This window comes from Pseudomonas sp. TREG-RG-20F-10-E-6-01, assembly GCF_022662455.1.
GTDB lineage: Bacteria > Pseudomonadota > Gammaproteobacteria > Pseudomonadales > Pseudomonadaceae > Aquipseudomonas.
In genome coordinates, this window is record NZ_JAKNQP010000003.1 from 406246 (window position 1) to 425294 (window position 19049).

A 19049-nucleotide genomic window follows, 5' to 3' on the forward strand; every position below is an offset into this window, starting at 1 on the left:
CGCCTACTCCGCAATCGCCACCTGGTTACGGCCCATGGCCTTGGCGCGATACAGCGCCTGGTCGGCGGTGTTCATCAGGCTGTGCAGGTCCTGATCGAGGCTGCGGGTCGTCGCCACACCGAGGCTGGCGGTCAGGCCCTGCACCGGTTCGGCAGCAAGGCCGGAGATGGCCTTGATCAGTTGCTCGGCGATGTCCCGTGCGGTTTCCAGCGAAGTATTGGGCAACAACACCGCAAACTCCTCGCCGCCGAGGCGCCCGTACACATCGGCCTGGCGAAACGATGCGCTGATCACCCCGCCAATCTGGCGCAAGACCTGGTCGCCGGCCTGGTGACCGTAGGTGTCATTGATGGCTTTGAAGTGATCCATGTCCATCATCAGCGCGCACAACGGCTGCTGGTTATGGCGACATTGCGCGTACAGCACTTGGGCATGTTCGAAGAATGCGCGGCGGTTCATCAATCCAGTGAGTTCGTCGGTCTGGGCGGCGCGCGTCGAAATCGTGTGCGCGCGTTCCATCTGCCGGGTCAGGCGAAAGGCTTTTTCCAGGGCATCCGCCAATTTACGCGTGGCGCTTGCCGCGAAGGTCGAGAACACCAGCACCACCACGCCCACGCCTACTTGCATCGACGAGGGCTGGAACAGCAGCCACAGCGTGCAGGGGAACAGCACCAGGGCCATGGAGCCCAGCGTCATGTAACGGTAAGCGGAATAACACGAGACGGCGCTGACCGACATGCCCACGGTGAACAACATGACCAGCACCTGGGAGACGCGGTCGTCGGTGGGCATCACCGCCAGGGCGCCAATGCCCCACACACCCGCGGATAGCATCAACGTCACCCAGTAACGGCGCTCCCAGCGGTCGGGGGTACGTTCGCTGTTCGGGCAGCGAAACCATTGCATGAACATCTGCACCCGCAGCAGCGAGGTCACTGCCAGCACCGATAACCAGACCAGCATGACGGTGTGGTCAAAGCGGTCCCAGCACAACCAGCAGAGCATGACGGCGGCCAGGTAACTGCCGAAAATGGCAGCGAAGGATTGACGAAACAGCAGATGCAAACGGTCGGTTCGCACCAGTTCTTCTATCAAACCATCCTGGTCCTGCCCATGCTCTAGGCCGTTCATTCAATACGCCTGCTTCGACTGCCGCGACTAGGGCGCCATTGTGGCACCCTGCCAGTACTGCGGACAACAGAATCCGGCACCTTGGCGTCCTTAAAGCGTTTCCGGCCGCAGAATCAGCACACCCAATGGCGGCACATTCAACGACAGTGACACCGGCTGCCCATGACGTGGTTCCTCCTGCGTGAAGACTTCCCCACCGTTGCCGTAGTTGGAACCGGCGTACATGTCGGCATCGCTGTTGATCACCTCGCTCCAGCGCCCGGCAAACGGCACGCCAACGGCGTAGGCTTCACGCGGCACCGGGGTGAAGTTAGCGACGACCAGCACCGGCTTGCCGTCCTTGCTCCAGCGCAGCCAGGCATAGACGCTGTTGATCGCATCGTCGCCGATCAGCCACTGGAAGCCTTGGGGCGCATCATCCTGCTCATGCAGCGCCGGTTCCTCACGGTACAGGCGGTTGAGGTCGCCAACCAGTTTCTGCACGCCCTGGTGTTCAGGGTATTGCAGCAGGTACCAATCCAGTTGCTGGTCGTGGTTCCACTCGCGCCACTGCCCAAACTCGCAGCCCATGAACAGCAGCTTCTTGCCGGGGTGCATCCACATGAAACTCAGGTATGCGCGCAGGTTGGCAAACTTCTGCCAGCGGTCACCGGGCATCTTGTCGATCAGCGAATGCTTGCCGTGCACCACTTCATCGTGGGAGATCGGCAGGATAAAGCGCTCGGACCAGGCATACACCAGGCCAAAACTCAGCTCGTTGTGATGATGGGCGCGGTACACCGGATCCTGCTGGATGTAATGCAGCGAATCATGCATCCAGCCCATGTTCCACTTGTAGTTGAAGCCCAACCCTCCCTGCTGGGTGCTTTGGCTCACACCCGGCCACGCGGTGGATTCTTCGGCGATCACCAGTGCGCCCGGTGCTTCCAGCGCCACCACGTCGTTCAAATGACGCAGGAAGTCGATGGCTTCCAGGTTCTCACGGCCGCCATGGCGGTTAGGCACCCACTCGCCGGCTTTGCGCGAATAATCGCGATACAGCATCGACGCCACGGCATCCACGCGTAGGCCGTCGATATGGAAGTGTTTGAGCCAGTGCAACGCCGAGGCCAGCATAAACCCGTGCACTTCAGTGCGGCCCAGGTTGTAGATCAGCGTGTCCCAATCCTGATGGAAGCCTTCCAGCGGGTTGGCGTACTCGTACAGCGCGGTGCCGTCGAACTGGGCCAAACCGTGGGTATCGGTCGGGAAATGCGCCGGTACCCAGTCGAGGATCACACCGATGTTGGCCTGATGGAGGGCGTTGACGAAGAAGCCGAAATCTTCCGGCGAGCCAAAGCGCGCACTCGGGGCAAACTGCGATAACGCCTGATAACCCCAGGAACCGCCGAACGGGTGCTCCATGATCGGCATCAGCTCAACGTGGGTGAAGCCCAACTGCTGCACATACGGGACCAAGCGCTCGGCCAGCTCGCGCCAACCGTACTGGCGGGAGACTTCACCGGCCTCGTCGAGCTCGCATTGCCAGGAGCCGACATGCAGCTCATAAATCGACAGCGGCGCCGAGGGTTTCTGCTTGTCGGCGCGCGACTGCATCCACTCATGGTCCTGCCAGTCCACCTGCAGCGGCGCAGCGACTTTCGAGGCGGTGTCGGGCGGCAGCTGGGTTGCCAGCGCCATCGGGTCGGCCTTGAGCGGCAGGATGCCGTGGGCACCGAGAATCTCGTACTTGTAGGCCGCACCCGGTTGCAGGCGCGGGATGAAGATTTCCCAGACGCCCGAGGGGTGACGCAACCGCATCGGATGGCGGCGGCCATCCCAGATATTGAAATCACCCACCACCGACACGCGCCGGGCGTTCGGCGCCCACACGGCAAAGCGCACACCCTGCACGCCATCGACGCTGGTCACTTGCGCGCCGAGGCAACTGCTCAGGTCACGGTGATTGCCCTCGGCAAACAGGTACAAGTCCATCTCACCGAGCAGCAACTGGCTGAAGCTGTAAGGGTCTTCTGTGATCTGCTCGCCGCCGGCCCACTGGATTTTCAGCAGGTAGTTCTGGCGTGTCTTGAAGTGGCCGACAAACAAACCTGGCACCGGGCTGGCGTCCAGGTTGCCGAGCGTCTCACCGCTGTCTCGCGCCAGCACCTGAACACTCAGGGCTTCGGGCAGAAACGCGCGGATGAACTGGCCGCCTTGCTCGTCATCATGTGGCCCGAGAATCGAGAACGGGTCATGGTGTTCGGCGCGTACCAGTGCTTCGACGTCCTTGGACGCCGGCATTGCAGTCAGTTTCGGTTGCAGCGGTTCTTTATTTGTAAAGCTCATGACGTCTCCCCACCGCGTGCATTTTTCGATATAGGTGTTAGCCCGCTGAGCAGACCGTGCAAACCTTGCAACGGCACCGGCAACCAGGTCGGGCGATTTTCCGCTTCGTAGGCCACTTCATACGCGGCCTTTTCCAGGCTGAACAACGTCAGCGCAGCGCTCTGGCCTTTGGCATCCTGCCAGTCATGCGCCAGTGTAGACGTCGCCTGATGATAAGCCTGGGTAAATGCCTGACGTGCTTCACTCAAGTACCGGTCGGTCACGCGCTTGCGGGCAATGTCCGCTTCGGGCGAGTGATCCACACCTTGCACATTCAAGGCCATGGCGGCGGCGTAATCGAACGAGCGCAGCACGCCACTGACATCTTTGTAGGGGCTGTGCTTGCCGCGTCGCTCATGCAGCGGCCGCGCCGGTTCGCCTTCAAAGTCGATCAAGTATGCATCGCCCTTGACCACCAGTACCTGGCCCAGATGCAAGTCACCATGAACCCGGATCCGCAACCCGCCGGCCGTGGCTTTCGCCAGGGCCTGAACGTGCGTGCCGATGGCTTTTTTCTGCGTCAGCAATTCACTGACCAACGCCTGATCGGCAGGGTTCAATTGACTTTGATGAAGCTTGAGCAGGTGCAGCGCGCGGTCGATCTGCGCGCCCACGTCCTTGGCCCAGGCCTGGGTGTCCTTGACGCTCGTGACTTCAGGCTTGAAGTCCTTGTTGGTGGTTTTTGCCGCCAAGACCGCGTGCATTTCACCCAGGCGCTGGCCGAGCAAACCAGCAAAGTCTTGCAGTTCGCCGAGGGCGTTGTAGTGCTGTTCCTGTTCGGATATGGCTTCGGCCAATTCATCGCGAATCGCCCGCTCCAGGCTGTTTTGCGTCCAGGCCCATGCATCGCCCTGGTTGCTGAGGTAGCCCTGGGCAATCATCAGCAGGTTGTCTTGCCCTTCACCGTCACGGCGCACCATCGAGCCCAGCAGCGGCGAGATGTTGGGGTAACCGGCTTCGGTCAGGTAAGCGCTCATTTCCAGCTCCGGGTGCACGCCGGCGCTGACTTTGCGGATGAGCTTGAGCACCAGGCTTTCGCCTACCACCACCGAACTGTTGGACTGTTCGGCAGCCAGGTAGCGCACCTGCGGCTCGTCGCCCAGTTGCAGTTTGGCCAGATGCGGCGTGGCCTCGAAGCGCAAATCACCTTCGCCGGTGTTCAGCACGGTGCCGGCTTGCAGGCCATGGATCACCGCACGAATAAAGTGCTCAAGGCTGAAGGCGTCGGTCACCAAACCGACCTGACGCGCACGGCGTACACGGGCGAGCGCCAATTGCTGGGGCAGCGCACTGGTGAGCTGGTCTTCGCCGAGAAAACCGAACGGGAGCTGATAGCGGCTGACCTGGCCAGCGCTGCTCACCTCGATTTCGCTGAGCAGCACCGGGTGCTGCGGGTCGCCAAAGCGCACGCCGTAGGCAATGTGCACGCTGTCGATGGCGGTGTCCTTGCCGGCAAACCAGCGCCGCTTGGGCAGCCAGGCGGGCAGTGAGGTTTGTTCCAGGGTGCTGCGGCACGGTTCTTCGAGCAGTTCTTCCATGCGTTTTTTCAATACCAGTGTGGTGAAGTCCGGGATGCTTTGCGCCGGTTCCACATGCCAGCTCGGCATCTGGTTTTCCGCCGCCAGCACAAACCAGTAGAAACCGTAAGGCGCCAGGGTCAGCAGGAAATTGAGCTGGCCAATCGGCGGGAAGGCATTCCCGCCGAGCATCTCCACCGGCACCATGCCGGCGAACGCCGACAGGTCCAGTTCGGCGGCCTGGGCACTGCGTGACACGTTGGCCACGCACAGGATGATTTCCGTGCGGCCGTCTTCGCCGGTGAATTCACGGGTGTAGGCCAGGATACGGCGGTTGCTCGGCGAGAGCATTTTCAAGCTGCCACGGCCAAAGGCCTTGGACTGCTTGCGCACTGCGAGCATGCGCCGGGTCCAGTTCAGCAAAGAGTGCGGGTCCTGAGCCTGGGTTTCGACGTTGACCGACTGGTAGCCGTAAAGTGGGTCCATGATCGGCGGCAGCACCAGGCTCGCCGGGTCGGCGCGGGAAAAGCCGCCGTTACGGTCGATGGACCACTGCATCGGCGTACGCACGCCGTCGCGGTCGCCCAGATAGATGTTATCGCCCATGCCGATCTCATCGCCGTAATACAGGGTCGGCGTGCCCGGCATCGACAGCAGCAGGCTATTGAGCAGTTCGACGCGGCGGCGATCACGCTCCATCAGCGGCGCCAGGCGTCGACGAATACCCAGGTTGATCCGCGCGCGACGGTCGGCGGCGTAGTAGTTCCACAGGTAGTCGCGTTCTTTGTCGGTGACCATTTCCAGGGTCAATTCATCGTGGTTGCGCAGGAAGATCGCCCACTGGCAATTGGCGGGAATCTCCGGGGTCTGGCGCAAAATATCGGTGATCGGGAAGCGATCTTCCTGAGCCAGCGCCATGTACATGCGCGGCATCAGCGGGAAGTGGAACGCCATGTGGCATTCATCGCCGTCGTCACCCTTTTTGTCACCGAAGTACAGCTGCGTGTCTTCCGGCCATTGGTTGGCTTCGGCGAGCAGCATGCGGTCGGGGTAATGCGCGTCGATCTCGGCACGGATCTGCTTGAGGACGTCATGGGTTTCCGGGAGGTTTTCGTTATTGGTACCGTCGCGTTCGATCAGGTACGGAATGGCGTCCAGGCGCAGGCCATCGATGCCCATGTCCAGCCAATAACGCATCACCGACAGCACCGCCTTCATCACCTGCGGGTTGTCGAAGTTAAGGTCTGGCTGGTGGGAATAGAACCGGTGCCAGAAGTACTGGCCGGCGACCGGGTCCCAGGTCCAGTTGGATTTTTCGGTGTCGAGAAAGATGATGCGGGTGCCGTCGTATTTCTGGTCGTCATCGGACCACACATAGAAGTCGCGCGCGGCCGAACCTGGCTTGGCCTTGCGCGCACGCTGGAACCAGGGATGCTGGTCGGAGGTGTGGTTGATCACCAGTTCGGTGATGACCCGCAGGCCGCGTTGGTGGGCTTCGGCAATAAACCGCTTGGCGTCGGCCATGGTCCCGTAGTCGCTGTGCACGCCACGGTACTCGGCGATGTCATAGCCGTCGTCACGGCGTGGCGAGGGGTAGAACGGCAACAGCCAGATGGTGTTTACGCCCAGGTCGGCGATGTAATCGAGCTTGGCGATCAGCCCGGGAAAGTCACCGATGCCATCGTTGTTGGAGTCGAAATAGGATTTGACGTGAACCTGATAAATCACCGCATCCTTGTACCAGAGCGGGTCTTTGATAAAGGTGGCAGCCTTGGGTTTCTTCGCCATTGGTAACTCCTGAAAATACTGAAAAACCAACTGGTGGAGCGCGCTCCCTGCAGGCGCCGTGTACCGGCGCCCGCAGGTGACTGGCTGGTTTCAGGAGGTGGTGATTCTCCAAATTCCAAACGGCATGTGCGGCTCCAGCCGCATCCACTGAGTCTTGCCGTACCAGGTCCAGCGATGCCCGTTCATCAAGTCTTCGCCTTGGGTCTGGGCATCGTCCGGCAAGCCCAGTTCCCACAGTGGCAACTCGAAATGCGCTTCCTGGGCATTGAACGGGTCAAGGTTCACCGCGACGAGAATGAAATTGCTGCCGTCTTCACTGCGTTTGCCGAAGTACAGGATGTTGTCGTTCCAGGCGTTGTAGAGCTTCAACCCCAAGTGCGTCTGCAACGCGGGGTTCTGCCGGCGGATACGATTGAGCTGCGCGATCTCGGCAATGATGTTGCCGGGCGCGGTGAAATCACGCGGACGGATCTCGTACTTCTCCGAATCCAGATACTCCTCCTTGCCCGGCACCGGCGCGGCTTCGCACAACTCAAACCCTGAATACATGCCCCACAGGCCCGAGCCCATGGTGGCCAGTGCGGCGCGGATCAAGAAGCCCGGTCGCCCGGATTCGTGCAGGAAGCCGGGGTTGATGTCCGGCGTGTTGACGAAGAAATTCGGTCGGTAGCACTCGCGCCAAGGCGATTCGTTCAACTGCGCAAAGTACTCGCTCAACTCGGCCTTGGTATTGCGCCAGGTAAAGTAGGTGTAACTCTGCGAATAACCGACCTTGCCCAGGCGCGCCATCATTGCAGGCGTGGTGAATGCTTCGGCGAGGAAGATCACGTCCGGGTGCTTGCCGCGCACGTCGCTGATCAGCCATTGCCAGAAGGGCAGCGGTTTGGTGTGAGGGTTGTCGACCCGAAAGGTCTTCACGCCCTCTTCCACCCAGCCCAGCACGACGTCGCGCAATTCAGTCCACAAGCTCGGGATTGCATCGGCGGCATAGAAGTCGACGTTGACGATGTCCTGATATTTCTTCGGCGGGTTCTCGGCGTATTTGATCGTGCCGTCCGGGCGCCAGTTGAACCAGCCCGGGTGCTGCTTGAGCCACGGGTGGTCCTGGGAGCACTGGATGGCAAAATCCAGAGCGATTTCCAGGCCGTGGTCCGCGGCGGCCTTGACCAACCGGCGGAAGTCATCGCGGCTGCCCAGTTGCGGGTGGATGGCTTCATGGCCGCCCTCCTCGCTGCCAATCGCGTACGGGCTGCCGGGATCATTGGGGCCGGCGGTCAGGGAGTTGTTCTTGCCTTTGCGATGGCTGCGCCCGATCGGATGGATCGGCGGGAAGTACAGCACGTCAAAGCCCATGTCATGGATCATCGACAGGCGCGAGTGAACATCGTTGAACGTGCCGTGGCGGGCAGGATCGTCGGTGATCGAGCGCGGAAACAACTCGTACCAGCTGGCAAACTGCGCCGCTGTGCGCTCCACATCAACCGGGTAAACCGGGCTGACGCTCAAGTAGGCACGATGGTCGGCCTGGGTCATCAGGTGTGCACTGTCTTCGTGCAGAAACTGCGCGACCTGCTCGGTTTCCAGCAAGCCCGACAGTTCGTGGTGCAGCAGCATCAGGCGATCGCGCAGCTCGTTGTCACTGCGCTCGGCGGCCTGCAACACCAGGCTGCGACCTTCCTGCAGTTCAAGGCTGACCGGCACGCCGGCCTCGTGTTTTTTGCGCAGCTCATAACAAAAGCTGGCAAAGGTATCGATCCAGGCTTCAATGCAATATTCGTGGGGACCTTGCTGCGTCACGGTGAACGCGCCTTCCCAGCCATTGTTACCGACGTCGGCCATCACCACGCTGTGCCAGCTTTCGTCTTGCAACGGGCGCCAGCGGATCAGTACGGCAAGCTTGTCATGGCCGTCAGCAAAGACCTTGCTGGTGACATTGATGCGCTGGCCGACCACGGCTTTCACGGCAAATTCGCCGCCGTCGATTACAGGCGCGGTACTTTCGATGGCGATCCTGGGCAATAACAACGCCTGGGATAGCGGCAAAATGGAATCGTCTGGAGCCAGTGTTTCAGCAGTCATCGAGCATCTTCCCCTTACGCCCTGTGGACGCTCTTTGCTTGATCCGAATTCTGATAGGGCAACGCTCTCCCTGAGCAAGGCCGTAATAGGTCCGAGCCTGGCGTCAGGTGAAAAGTTCAGGTGGATATGTCGCCATTGGGCGGGGAATCAATTCCCCCAGGCGGATGTCCACCGGTAGAGCAAAGCACAAAGGAGGCCACACCGATGAATATCCCGATTCCGGCTGAAACACCTGATCCGAACATCGACGACCCAACGTTACCGCCCGCTGAGCCGAAGCCGATTCCCGAACAGGAACCCCCTGAAAACGACCCACCGCCGGTGCAGGAACCGCCAACAAGCGAGCCACCGGTCATTCTGTGACGCAGATGTTGCAGATTCAGCATCCGCTCGCCGGGTCAGCCTGGTACTCCGGCGCAGCACTGGCCGCTGAACCGTGACTCGCGAGCGGGCGTTGACGCAGAAAATTCCCACCCACTTAAAAGGCAAACCCCTAACCCCAACTGACGTGGACGTTCTCATACTGATTTTGCGCTGATTCCATTTCCAAGCCCCTGGCCCCAGCGCTCGTCCGATTTGTTTTTGAGGATTTATCATGTCGACCATCCATCAGCCGTCGCGCGCCCGCGCCGAAGTCACCCCAGGCCATCTTCACGCCCACCCCATTTCACCCTCACCCGTAAGCGTGTCTGCTCAAGCGCTGGACGCGTTGCTCCGGTCGGCACCAAGCACCACCCGCGAGCCGATGCGTGCAGATGGAGCCCCACCCCCAGCCGCCGACCAGGCTGCCCTGGAAAAACAGCTCAAGCAGCTCTGCGACCAGTTGGACCGCAAAACCGTCGAGCGCCTGATGCGCGACCCTGGGTCCAGAGAGTCAACAGCCAACTTCAACACGATCGACCGGCTGTTGACCCCAGACAACCTCAAGTGCCTGTTGAGCGGCCCCAACGCAACGTCCTGCTTCAAGATCCTTGCCAGGATCGAAACCCAACTCAACAAAGATTCGATCGACGCGGTCTTGAGCCCCATTGAAACCGAGCAGGTCGGCGCCTATCGCAATTACGTGGAGGCGGCGCTGTTCGCGTTGAAAGCCAGTTTGATGAAAGCCTCGCCGGGCAGTCGCTTTGATATGGTTCGCGCGTTCTCCCGCCAGGAGCACGCGCCCCTGACCAGCATTCAGGACTCCATGCGCAGCCTGGAGGCCAAGGGTAAACACCTCTGCGACATTGCCACTCAGGTCCGGAAGGTGACCGAGCCGTTGCAATATGCGCATCTTGAGGATTGGCAGCGACGGGATCACTACGAGTCCGACTGTAAAAACCACCCCAGGACCTACAGTTTCACTCACACGCTGGAGTCCACGCTCGACCACCCGTGTGAAATCAGAAACTTCGTCACCGACCGGGACAAGCTGGACGTCACCGGCATTCGCCGGCAACTGAATAAACCGCTGCACTGGGTCAACCAGTTATCCGGCGCCAGTGGTGAGGTGCAGCTGAAATACTCGCGTGCACACAATGCCAGCGTGCTGGTGATTTCCGGCAACCAAGGGGAGCCTGCGCTGGTTGCGAAGATATTTGGCCAGGTGAAGGAAACCGATCTACTCACCTGATCGGCGGTCATCATCACTCTCGAACGCCCTGACGATCCGGGGCATCACGCTGAATACCGCCAAGGCCAGCAAGGTACTGAGCACCGCTGTCGATTCGCGGCCCATGCCGGCGGCAACCCCGATTGCCGCCGTCATCCACAGGCCGGCAGCCGTGGTCAGGCCTTTGACGTGCTGGCCCTGCTCATCTTTCTTGCCTTTGAGAATGGTGCCGGCGCCGAGAAATCCGATGCCGGCAATCACGCCTTGCAGCACCCGGCTCATCGCATCCGCCTGGCTGCCGGACGTCTGCGGCACCAATACAAACAGCGCGGCGCCCAACGCCACCAGCATGTGGGTGCGTACACCCGCCGCCTTGCCCTTTTGTTCCCGTTCGAACCCGAGAATGCCGCCCAGGAGCGCGGCGATCAGCAAGCGCACGGTGATCTGGGTGAGTTGTTTCGCATCGCCGATGTCGGCAAATTCGGCTTGCAGGGTTTGCCACACTTCGCTCCACCAGGCATCCATGGAAAGCGGTCCTTTGTGATTATGGGTTAAGCATGGACAACGGCGACCGCCAGTCAGTTGCCTGGAACGCCGGGCAACCGGGTGAACCCTAATGATCACCCGCCAATGGAAAAGGAGATCACCATGCCTGTACGTATCGATAACCAGACGTGCTACTTCAAGGTCGATGAAAACGGCCAGGAGCGCAGCCTGCCTGCGTCCGAGGTGACGGTCAGCACCGACAGCCTCAAGGCCATGTCTTTTGTGACGCTGGATAACGACAGGGTCTACATCACCGAGGCCGAAGCCGATGCCTTGACCGTCGCCGGTGCCGTGGATGGACGCAAACACTTGAAGGCGACCGACAGTGATTCGGTGATTTGATTGATCTGTATCAATGTGCGTTTATTGCCGCTGCACTCCTGGCGCCATGGAGTGCAGCATCTGGCCGCGGTCTTGCTGAAAAACCCCATCTGATCCGCTTTTTATCGCCCTAGCTGAGTCTGTTATGCACACAGAGCGGCGTCCATAGTTCATCCGCCTGATGGAGGCTGATGAGCGAACGACCATGAGCGAAAAAATCCCAACCGTGGAAACCTTTGAGCCCATACACCCAAAGAAGGTGAAGGCCAAATCCAGCGACACCCTGATCCATACTCGCAGCTTCACCGGCTTGTTTCGCACCTTGCGCGTAGCCGGCGCCGCGGTGCTGTTCCTGGCTTTTTTCGGCACCGTATGGCTGAACTGGGGTGGGCGCCAAGCCGTGCTGTGGGACTTGGCCGAGAGCAAATTCCACATCTTCGGCGCAACCTTCTGGCCCCAGGACTTCATCCTGTTGTCGGCGCTGCTGATCATCTGCGCCTTCGGCCTGTTTGCCATCACCGTGTTCGCAGGCCGGGTGTGGTGCGGCTACACCTGCCCGCAAAGCTCGTTTACCTGGCTGTTCATGTGGTGTGAAAAGGTCACCGAAGGCGAACGCAACCAGCGTATCAAGCTGCACGCGGCGCCGTGGAGCCTGAACAAGCTGGCGCGGCGCTCGGCCAAACACACGTTGTGGCTGGGCATCAGCGTGTTGACCGGGCTGACGTTTGTCGGCTACTTCACGCCCATCCGGCCCCTGGCCTTGGAGCTGCTGACGTGGCAAATGGGCGGCGTCAGCCTGTTCTGGGTGCTGTTTTTCACCGCGGCCACGTACATCAATGCCGGCTGGCTGCGTGAAGCGGTGTGCATGCACATGTGTCCCTATGCGCGCTTTCAGAGCGTGATGTTCGACAAGGACACGCTGACCATTTCTTACGATGCGGCGCGTGGAGAACACCGCGGCCCACGCAAACGAGACGTGACGCCCGCCGACGTCGGCCTGGGTGACTGCATCGACTGCCAGCTGTGCGTACAGGTGTGCCCCACCGGTATTGATATTCGCGACGGCTTGCAGATGGAGTGCATCGGCTGCGCGGCCTGCATCGACGCCTGCGATTCGATCATGGACAAAATGGGCTACGCCCGCGGGCTGGTGAGCTATACCTCCGAGCACCAACTGCAGGGCGGCAAAACCCACCTGCTCCGGCCGCGCCTGATCGGCTACAGTGCCGTGCTGCTGGTGATGATCGCCGCACTGGTGGTGGCCTTGGTAGGACGGCCGATGGTATCGCTCGACGTCACCAAGGATCGCGGCATGTTCCGCGAAAACAGCCAGGGCTTGATCGAAAACATTTACAGCCTCAAGGTCATCAACAAAACCCAGCAGCGCCAGCACTATCGCCTGGCGTTGGTGGACGCCGAGGGTTTCGTGCTGCAAGGCAAGACCGAGCTCAGCCTGGCGCCAGGGGAAATCAGCGATGTGCCGGTGTCGGTGGCGTTGTTGGCCGACAAGCCGGCGAGCAGTTCACAGACCCTGCGGTTCAAAGTGACGGACGTGGATGAGCCCTGGATCTACAGTGCGGCCGACAGCCGCTTTGTGGCGCCGATGAACCGCTGAGGTCCAACTGACACAGGCCCGCAGCCACCGTTTGCCCTGTGTTCATAATGAGAAAACTGTTTTTAAGGCCTTCATGAAACGCTACGAAAAATTCGCCGATGACATCGCAGAACTGATCCGCTCCGGCGTGCTCGGGCCCGGCCAGCGCGTGCCGTCGGTGCGCTATGCGAGCCAGACCTACGGCGTCAGCCCGTCCACGGTGTTCCAGGCGTATTACCTGCTCGAACGCCGTGGGCTGATTCGCGCGCGGCCGCGTTCCGGTTACTTCGTCAACACCCACGCACCGAGCCCGTTTTCCGAGCCGGTGGTGAGTGAGCATGTGCACGAATCCACCGAAGTCGATGTGAGTGAACTGGTGTTTTCGGTACTGGACTCCATCAAAGACCCCAACACCGTGCCCTTCGGTTCGGCCTTTCCCAGCCCGATGCTGTTCCCTTTGCCACGCCTGGCACGTTCGCTGGCCAGTGCCAGCCGCGAAATGGACCCACGCCTGGTCGTGACCGACATGTCACCGGGCAACCCGCAGCTGCGCAGGCAAATTGCCCTGCGTTACATGGTCGGTGGCCTGATGCTGCCGATGGAAGAGCTGCTGATCACCAACGGCGCGCTTGAGGCCCTGAACCTGTGCCTGCAGGCCGTGACCGAGCCGGGCGATCTGGTCGCCATCGAAGCGCCGGCGTTTTATGCCTGCCTGCAAGTGCTGGAACGTCTGAAGCTCAAGGCCGTGGAAATTCCGGTGCACCCACGCGATGGCATTGACCTCAACGCTTTGGCGCAAAGCCTCGAGCGCTACCCAATCAAAGCCTGCTGGACCATGACCAGCTTCCAGAACCCGATGGGCGCAACCCTGCCGGAAGCCAAAAAGCAGGCGTTGGTGGAACTGCTGCGCAGTCACCAGGTGCCGCTGATTGAAGACGACGTGTACGCCGAGTTGTATTACGGGCAGCACGCGCCCAAACCGGCCAAAGCCTTCGACACCGAAGGCCTGGTGATGCACTGCGGTTCCTTCGCCAAAAGCCTGGCCCCGGGTTACCGCGTTGGCTGGGTGGCCGCCGGGCGCTATGCGCAGAAGGTCGAGCGCTTGAAGCTGATGACCTCGTTGTGCCCTTCAATGCCGGCGCAGGCGGCGATTGCCGACTACCTGCAGCACGGTGGCTATGACCGCCATTTGCGCAAGTTGCGCTATGCCCTGGAAGAACAGCAAAGCGCGATGCTGGCGGCTATCGCCCGCTATTTCCCGGCCCAGACACGGGTCAGCCAGCCGGCTGGCGGGTATTTTTTGTGGCTCGAACTGCCGGAGCAAACCGATTCGCTGAAGCTGTTCCAGATGGCCCTGGCCCAAGGCATCAGCATTGCGCCGGGGCCGATTTTCTCGGCGACCCAGCGCTTCAGAAATTGCATTCGCTTGAATTACGGCAGCCCGTGGACCGAGGCGTCGGAGAAAGCGATGGAAACGCTGGGGCGGATCGTGCGCTCGTTTTGAACAGGCTCGCCGGAGCCTGACCGCCGGGAAACGCTCATCCTGTTAGCGAAGGCGTTTGGGCCTTGTTACACTCGCCGCCCCTCAACGCTCATGGATGACGCCGATGCTTCGCCCACTGTTATCCGCCCTTTGCTTGCTGGCGCTTGCCAGCCAGGCCCAGGGCCAAACCACTGCCGCCACCCCCGATCAGCTGTTCAGCGATTTCTCCCGCTGTGACGCACGTTTTTTCGAAACCCTCAACACCGCCTCCCTGCCCGCCGGCACCCTGCGCGTGGCCAAACAGGGCAACGTCAGCGCTCCAGTGGTCATGAACCCACTGCAGGAAGGCGGTCGCTATCAGGCCTTTGAGCAACCGCTGGTGGTCAACGGCGTGCGCCTCTTGGGGTATCACAATGAAGCCATGTCGCTGCCCAATGTCGGCAATTTGCTGTTCTGGGGATTCGTCGCCGAAGGTTCGGTGAGCGATGTTGCCGAGCGCCTCAAACCCTTGATCGCCGACCACGCACGCCTGGTAGCAGAACGCGGCAACGTCAGCCGCGCCGATATTCGCCGGGTGGGCGACCCGATCGGCCAATGGCGCACCGAAGGCTTGGCGGGGCCGGGCGTGGCCACGCCCTTTGGCTTTGTAGAACGTACGCTGAGCCTGGAAAAAGGGCCGACCGAGGGCCGTACGAAAGATCTTCTGCTCCTTGCAAGGCACCGTCACGCCTGCCCTGCTGCAAGTCTATCGCCCCGACCTCAACGCCAATCTGCTGGACTGACCAAGCATGCCTAACGCCTCTATTCGTGGTTTCGCCCTGCTGGCCGTTGCCGCAGTCGTCACCGGTTGCGCGCACCAGCCAACCCCCGCCGAACTCAACCTGCAGCATTGCGTCAACACCAGCAAGGCCATGAGAGCCGAGCAAAATCAGCAGGTGATTCAAGAGTCAGAGCTGTGCCTGACGAAGAACACCCTGCCGCCCAAAATCAAGAGCACCGTGTACCTGCTGCAGTCAGTGGCCTACACAAACCTCAAGCAGTATCCGCAAGCCATCAGCGCGCGCGAAAAATCCATCGCCACCAACCCGCACCCCGAACCGCGCGCGACCCTGGAGCTGAGCTACCTGTACCGCCTCAATGGCAACCCGCAAAAAGCCCTCGAACTGGTGCAGTCCAATCTGGATGCCGGCCTGGGCGAGAATGGCAAAGGCGCCGGGTTCAACATGCCGACGTTTCTATCATCTGGGCCTGGCGCTCTACGATCTCGGCCAGTACCGCGAAGCCGCCGAAGCCTACAGCGCCGGACTGATCAAACAGCCTGACTACGCGTGGGCCTACTACCAGCGAGCGCTGGCCTATGACCGGCTGGGCGACAAGGAAAACGCCCGTCGCGATTTGACCCAATTCGCCAAACGCGTCGACCCAAGCACGGTGGAGGCGCAACACAAGGCGCAGTTGGCGGCGTATCAGATCATGCTGCCCTGAGCGTCGCAGTGAGGCGCCCCTTGGGTGCCTCACTCAACAGCCGGTCAACAGCGGTGATCAGCGACCGCCGCCCAGGTCCAGGAAGGTGCCGGTGGTGTACGAGGCCTTGTCCGACAGCAACCAGATAATCGCCTCGGCCACTTCGTCCGGGCGCCCGCCACGGGCCATCGGAATGCCGGATTCCAGTTTGCTGACCCGGTCCGGGTCGCCACTCAGGGCGTGGAAGTCGGTAAAGATATAGCCGGGCCGCACGGCGTTGACGCGAATCCCTTCACCGGCAACTTCTTTCGACAGCCCCAGCGTGAAGGTGTCCAGTGCTCCCTTGGAGGCGGCATAGTCGACGTATTCACCCGGCGAACCCAGGCGCGCCGCCACTGACGACACGTTGACGATACTGCCACCCTGCCCGCCATGCCTTGGCGACATGCGCAGCACCGCATGCTTGGCGCACAGGATCGGCCCGAGCACGTTGGTTTTCATGATCTTGAGGATGCGGAATTCGGACATCTCATCGACCCGCGACTTATGCCCCACGGTGCCGGCGTTGTTCACCAGCGCGGTGACACGGCCCAGCTCGGCATCCACGCGACTGAACAGCGCGACCACTTCATCCTCGATGCTGACATCCGCACGCACTGCAATCGCCTGGGCGCCGAGGGCGCGAACCTGTTCGAGCACGCTGTGGGCGGCGTTTTCGTCGGACTGATAGTTGATGCAGATGCGGTAGCCCTCGCGAGCGGCCAGTAATGCCGTCTCGGCGCCGATGCCACGGCTGCCCCCAGTGATGATGACGACTTTGTCCATGCGTGCAGTCTCCTGACTCAACCTGATGGTTAGGGTTGGGGCCAAGAATACTCGTCACGCACGGCTTTTGTCAGGCGCTCCCGCCTCTTCGCCACGCTGGATGTCGGCCATGAAACCGTCAGCCGGCAAGGGATGCCCCAACAGATAGCCTTGCAGCGAGTTGCACCCCAGGCGGGTAAGGAAACTCTGCTGCACATCGGTCTCCACGCCTTCGGCGACAATCCGCAGCCCCAGGGCCTGGCCGAGGGCGACGATGGCGGAAACGATGGCGGCATCGTCGCTGTCGTGTTCCAGGTCGCGGACAAACCCGCGATCGATCTTCAGCTCATTGGCGGGCAGGCGCTTGAGGTACATCAGGCTCGAATAGCCGGTGCCGAAGTCATCGATGGACAGGTCGACGCCCATGTCCGACAACTGCTGCAACACCGTCATGCTCGCGTCGGCGTCACTCATGGCGGTGGTTTCGGTGATTTCCAGGGTCAGGCTATTGGCCGGCAACTGGTGACGGTCAAGGGCTGCGGCCACACTCTCGACCAGCCCGGCATGGCAAAACTGCAAGGCCGACAGGTTCACCGCAATGCGCCAGTCTTCATAGCCCAGCGCATACCACAGCCGCATCTGACGACAGGCTTCGTTCAACACCCACTCGCCGATAGGAATAATCAACCCGGTCTTTTCCGCCAGGTCGATAAACGTCGCAGGCAACAACAGACCCTGCTGCGGATGCTCCCAGCGCAGCAAGGCTTCGGCGCCGACCGGGATGCCGCTCAACGCATCGATCTTGGGCTGGTAATACAAACGAAATTGCTCGTGCTCGAGGGCGTTGCGCAGGTCCTGCAATAACTGCAACTGCTTGCGTGCGTCGGTGTTCATCGACGCATCAAAGAAGCTGTAACCGTTCTTGCCCATGCCCTTGGCGTGGTACATGGCAGCGTCGGCGTTCATCAACAGCTCTTGCGGGTTATTGCCGTTGCCCGGAAACAGCGCGATACCGATGCTGGCGGAGATTTTCAGTTCATGCTCGGCAACCTTGAAGGCACGGTTGATCAGCCCGACCTGACGTTCGGCGAGGCCCACGGCGTCGTCCGGCTGCGTCAATTGCACCAGCAACACAAACTCATCCCCGCCGATACGGGCCAAGGTGTCATGGCTGCGCAGGTCCTCGCGCAAGCGCAGGCCCACCTCGCGCAACAACTGGTCACCCATGTGATGACCAAACGCATCGTTGACCGGTTTGAACCCGTCCAGGTCGATAAACATCAGGGCAAAGCAACCGCCCTGCTCCTTCACCGCCTGAATGGCTTGCTGAATACGGTCGGCGAGCAAGGTGCGATTGGGCAGGCCGGTGAGCATGTCGTGCAGGGCCAGGTGCGTCAGTTCCTGGTTGGCCAGGGTCAGGGAGTCGGCGAGTACGGCAGTGCGCGCTTCAAGGCGAGCGTCAAGCAACGAAGTCAGCAGCGCGATGATCAACACGGCCAGCGTGGTCACCAGCACCAGGTTGTCCAGGCCCTTGCCGCTCAGGCCCGTCAGGGCGGCGCCGCAGAAGCTGTTGTCATCAAAGCGCGCGGCGGCCATGCCGGTGTAGTGCATGCCCACGATTGCGATGCCCATCACCACGGCTGCGCCGCCGCGTGCCAGGCGTACGTAAGGCGTGTTACGACGCAGATTGAAGGCGATCCACAGCGCAGCGCCGGACGCGATGACCGCGATCAACAATGAAGCGCCGAACAGGGTCGGGTCGTAGTCGATGCCCGGCGTCATGCGCATCGCGGCCATGCCGGTGTAGTGCATGCTGCTGATGCCCGCGCCCATGATCAGCGCACCGAACGCCAGTTGCCAGGCCGGCAGGCGTGGCTGGCTGACCAGCCATAAGGCAAAGCCGCTGGACAACACGGCGATCAGCAGGGACAGCGCGGTGATGCCCAGGTCAAACCCGAGAGCAAACGGCAAACGCAAGGCCAACATGCCGATAAAGTGCATGGACCACACGCCTACGCCCATCGCCAATGCGCCGCCCGTCATCCACACGTACACGGCGCGGCCCCTGGCGGTCGCGAGACGGCCGGCGAGGTCCAGCGCGGTGTAGGACGCCAGGATCGCGACGAACAGGGAAATCACGACCAAGGAGGGGGAATAGCTACCGATCAGCATGGAATGTCTCAGAACTGACGGGCCTGGAGCGCCCGTGCCAAGTGGCAAAGCGGGCGATTGTAGCGAGAATAATTATGGGCGCGTTGATTAATTACCATGGGGCAATTAGTGGCGCTTTGACGTCAATCTACTGGCTTAACGTTGCGGTGGTCGGGGCTTGAAGTGGCGTCTGGATCGGCGACTTCGGGAGGG

The 19049-nt window shown here is 61.1% G+C and carries 15 protein-coding genes; 8 read left to right on the plus strand and 7 right to left on the minus strand.

Going from position 1 to position 19049, the window contains the following annotated elements:
* Window positions 1-3 precede the first annotated feature (3 nt).
* The 4 genes from L8K08_RS12190 to L8K08_RS12205 all read right to left on the minus strand — a co-directional run bounded on the left by L8K08_RS12190 (window position 4) and on the right by L8K08_RS12205 (window position 8882).
* Window positions 4-1131 (minus strand): diguanylate cyclase, encoded by a 1128-nt coding sequence (locus L8K08_RS12190; RefSeq protein ID WP_145165641.1) that lies wholly within the window; start codon window positions 1129-1131, stop codon window positions 4-6.
* A gap of 90 nt (window positions 1132-1221) precedes the next feature.
* On the minus strand, window positions 1222-3459 hold the full coding sequence (gene glgB / locus L8K08_RS12195) for a 1,4-alpha-glucan branching protein GlgB (RefSeq protein ID WP_242197126.1): 2238 nt from the start codon (window positions 3457-3459) through the stop codon (window positions 1222-1224).
* Window positions 3456-6803, minus strand: coding sequence for a maltose alpha-D-glucosyltransferase (treS, locus tag L8K08_RS12200; RefSeq protein ID WP_242197129.1), 3348 nt, complete (start codon window positions 6801-6803; stop codon window positions 3456-3458). Before treS ends, glgB begins: the two co-directional genes overlap by 4 nt.
* A 90-nt stretch (window positions 6804-6893) precedes the next feature.
* The gene (locus L8K08_RS12205) at window positions 6894-8882 is read right to left on the minus strand and encodes an alpha-1,4-glucan--maltose-1-phosphate maltosyltransferase (protein WP_242197132.1); all 1989 of its coding nucleotides are present in this window, start codon (window positions 8880-8882) and stop codon (window positions 6894-6896) included.
* A gap of 204 nt (window positions 8883-9086) precedes the next feature.
* Here L8K08_RS12205 and L8K08_RS12210 point away from each other — a divergent pair, with 204 nt between their 5' ends.
* Entirely contained in the window at window positions 9087-9245 is a 159-nt protein-coding gene (locus L8K08_RS12210) for a hypothetical protein (protein WP_178119749.1), read from the plus strand.
* Window positions 9246-9477: 232 nt separating this feature from the next.
* Window positions 9478-10494 (plus strand): M10 family metallopeptidase C-terminal domain-containing protein, encoded by a 1017-nt coding sequence (locus tag L8K08_RS12215; protein WP_242197136.1) that lies wholly within the window; start codon window positions 9478-9480, stop codon window positions 10492-10494.
* Here L8K08_RS12215 and L8K08_RS12220 read toward each other — a convergent pair.
* Window positions 10483-10998 (minus strand): MgtC/SapB family protein, encoded by a 516-nt coding sequence (locus L8K08_RS12220; protein ID WP_242197139.1) that lies wholly within the window; start codon window positions 10996-10998, stop codon window positions 10483-10485. The genes L8K08_RS12215 and L8K08_RS12220 overlap by 12 nt on opposite strands.
* A gap of 123 nt (window positions 10999-11121) precedes the next feature.
* Here L8K08_RS12220 and L8K08_RS12225 point away from each other — a divergent pair, with 123 nt between their 5' ends.
* From L8K08_RS12225 to L8K08_RS12250, 6 genes are all read left to right on the plus strand, one after another.
* Window positions 11122-11361: a DUF3203 family protein gene (locus L8K08_RS12225; protein ID WP_242197143.1), complete on the plus strand. Its 240-nt coding sequence runs from the start codon at window positions 11122-11124 to the stop codon at window positions 11359-11361.
* A 184-nt stretch (window positions 11362-11545) separates the two neighbouring features.
* Window positions 11546-12955, plus strand: coding sequence for a cytochrome c oxidase accessory protein CcoG (gene ccoG / locus L8K08_RS12230; protein WP_145165648.1), 1410 nt, complete (start codon window positions 11546-11548; stop codon window positions 12953-12955).
* 73 nt (window positions 12956-13028) lie between these two features.
* Window positions 13029-14438 carry a GntR family transcriptional regulator MpaR gene (gene mapR / locus L8K08_RS12235; protein ID WP_145165649.1) on the plus strand — a complete coding sequence of 470 codons (1410 nt, stop codon included), beginning with the start codon at window positions 13029-13031 and terminating at the stop codon, window positions 14436-14438.
* A gap of 103 nt (window positions 14439-14541) precedes the next feature.
* Window positions 14542-15213, plus strand: coding sequence for a hypothetical protein (locus L8K08_RS12240; RefSeq protein ID WP_242197146.1), 672 nt, complete (start codon window positions 14542-14544; stop codon window positions 15211-15213).
* On the plus strand, window positions 15206-15739 hold the full coding sequence (locus L8K08_RS12245; protein WP_242197936.1) for a hypothetical protein: 534 nt from the start codon (window positions 15206-15208) through the stop codon (window positions 15737-15739). Before L8K08_RS12240 ends, L8K08_RS12245 begins: the two co-directional genes overlap by 8 nt.
* Window positions 15666-15902: a tetratricopeptide repeat protein gene (locus tag L8K08_RS12250; protein WP_242197912.1), complete on the plus strand. Its 237-nt coding sequence runs from the start codon at window positions 15666-15668 to the stop codon at window positions 15900-15902. Before L8K08_RS12245 ends, L8K08_RS12250 begins: the two co-directional genes overlap by 74 nt.
* Before the next feature lie 57 nt (window positions 15903-15959).
* On the opposite strand, the gene L8K08_RS12255 is transcribed toward L8K08_RS12250, so the two are convergent.
* Both L8K08_RS12255 and L8K08_RS12260 read right to left on the minus strand, forming a co-directional pair.
* On the minus strand, window positions 15960-16706 hold the full coding sequence (locus tag L8K08_RS12255; protein WP_106577891.1) for an SDR family oxidoreductase: 747 nt from the start codon (window positions 16704-16706) through the stop codon (window positions 15960-15962).
* Between the two features lie 54 nt (window positions 16707-16760).
* A complete protein-coding gene (locus L8K08_RS12260) occupies window positions 16761-18857 on the minus strand; it encodes an EAL domain-containing protein (protein WP_242197149.1) in 2097 nt (698 codons plus the stop codon).
* Between the last annotated feature and the right edge of the window lie 192 nt (window positions 18858-19049).

Bases quoted from the DNA above. Each gene is read 5' to 3' on its own strand.
- L8K08_RS12190 (WP_145165641.1), bottom strand. From the start codon at position 1,131: ATGAACGGCCTAGAGCATGGGCAGGACCAGGATGGTTTGATAGAAGAA.
- glgB (WP_242197126.1), bottom strand. From the start codon at position 3,459: ATGAGCTTTACAAATAAAGAACCGCTGCAACCGAAACTGACTGCAATG.
- treS (WP_242197129.1), bottom strand. From the start codon at position 6,803: ATGGCGAAGAAACCCAAGGCTGCCACCTTTATCAAAGACCCGCTCTGG.
- L8K08_RS12205 (WP_242197132.1), bottom strand. From the start codon at position 8,882: ATGACTGCTGAAACACTGGCTCCAGACGATTCCATTTTGCCGCTATCC.
- L8K08_RS12210 (WP_178119749.1), top strand. From the start codon at position 9,087: ATGAATATCCCGATTCCGGCTGAAACACCTGATCCGAACATCGACGAC.
- L8K08_RS12215 (WP_242197136.1), top strand. From the start codon at position 9,478: ATGTCGACCATCCATCAGCCGTCGCGCGCCCGCGCCGAAGTCACCCCA.
- L8K08_RS12220 (WP_242197139.1), bottom strand. From the start codon at position 10,998: ATGGATGCCTGGTGGAGCGAAGTGTGGCAAACCCTGCAAGCCGAATTT.
- L8K08_RS12225 (WP_242197143.1), top strand. From the start codon at position 11,122: ATGCCTGTACGTATCGATAACCAGACGTGCTACTTCAAGGTCGATGAA.
- ccoG (WP_145165648.1), top strand. From the start codon at position 11,546: ATGAGCGAAAAAATCCCAACCGTGGAAACCTTTGAGCCCATACACCCA.
- mapR (WP_145165649.1), top strand. From the start codon at position 13,029: ATGAAACGCTACGAAAAATTCGCCGATGACATCGCAGAACTGATCCGC.
- L8K08_RS12240 (WP_242197146.1), top strand. From the start codon at position 14,542: ATGCTTCGCCCACTGTTATCCGCCCTTTGCTTGCTGGCGCTTGCCAGC.
- L8K08_RS12245 (WP_242197936.1), top strand. From the start codon at position 15,206: ATGCCTAACGCCTCTATTCGTGGTTTCGCCCTGCTGGCCGTTGCCGCA.
- L8K08_RS12255 (WP_106577891.1), bottom strand. From the start codon at position 16,706: ATGGACAAAGTCGTCATCATCACTGGGGGCAGCCGTGGCATCGGCGCC.
- L8K08_RS12260 (WP_242197149.1), bottom strand. From the start codon at position 18,857: ATGCTGATCGGTAGCTATTCCCCCTCCTTGGTCGTGATTTCCCTGTTC.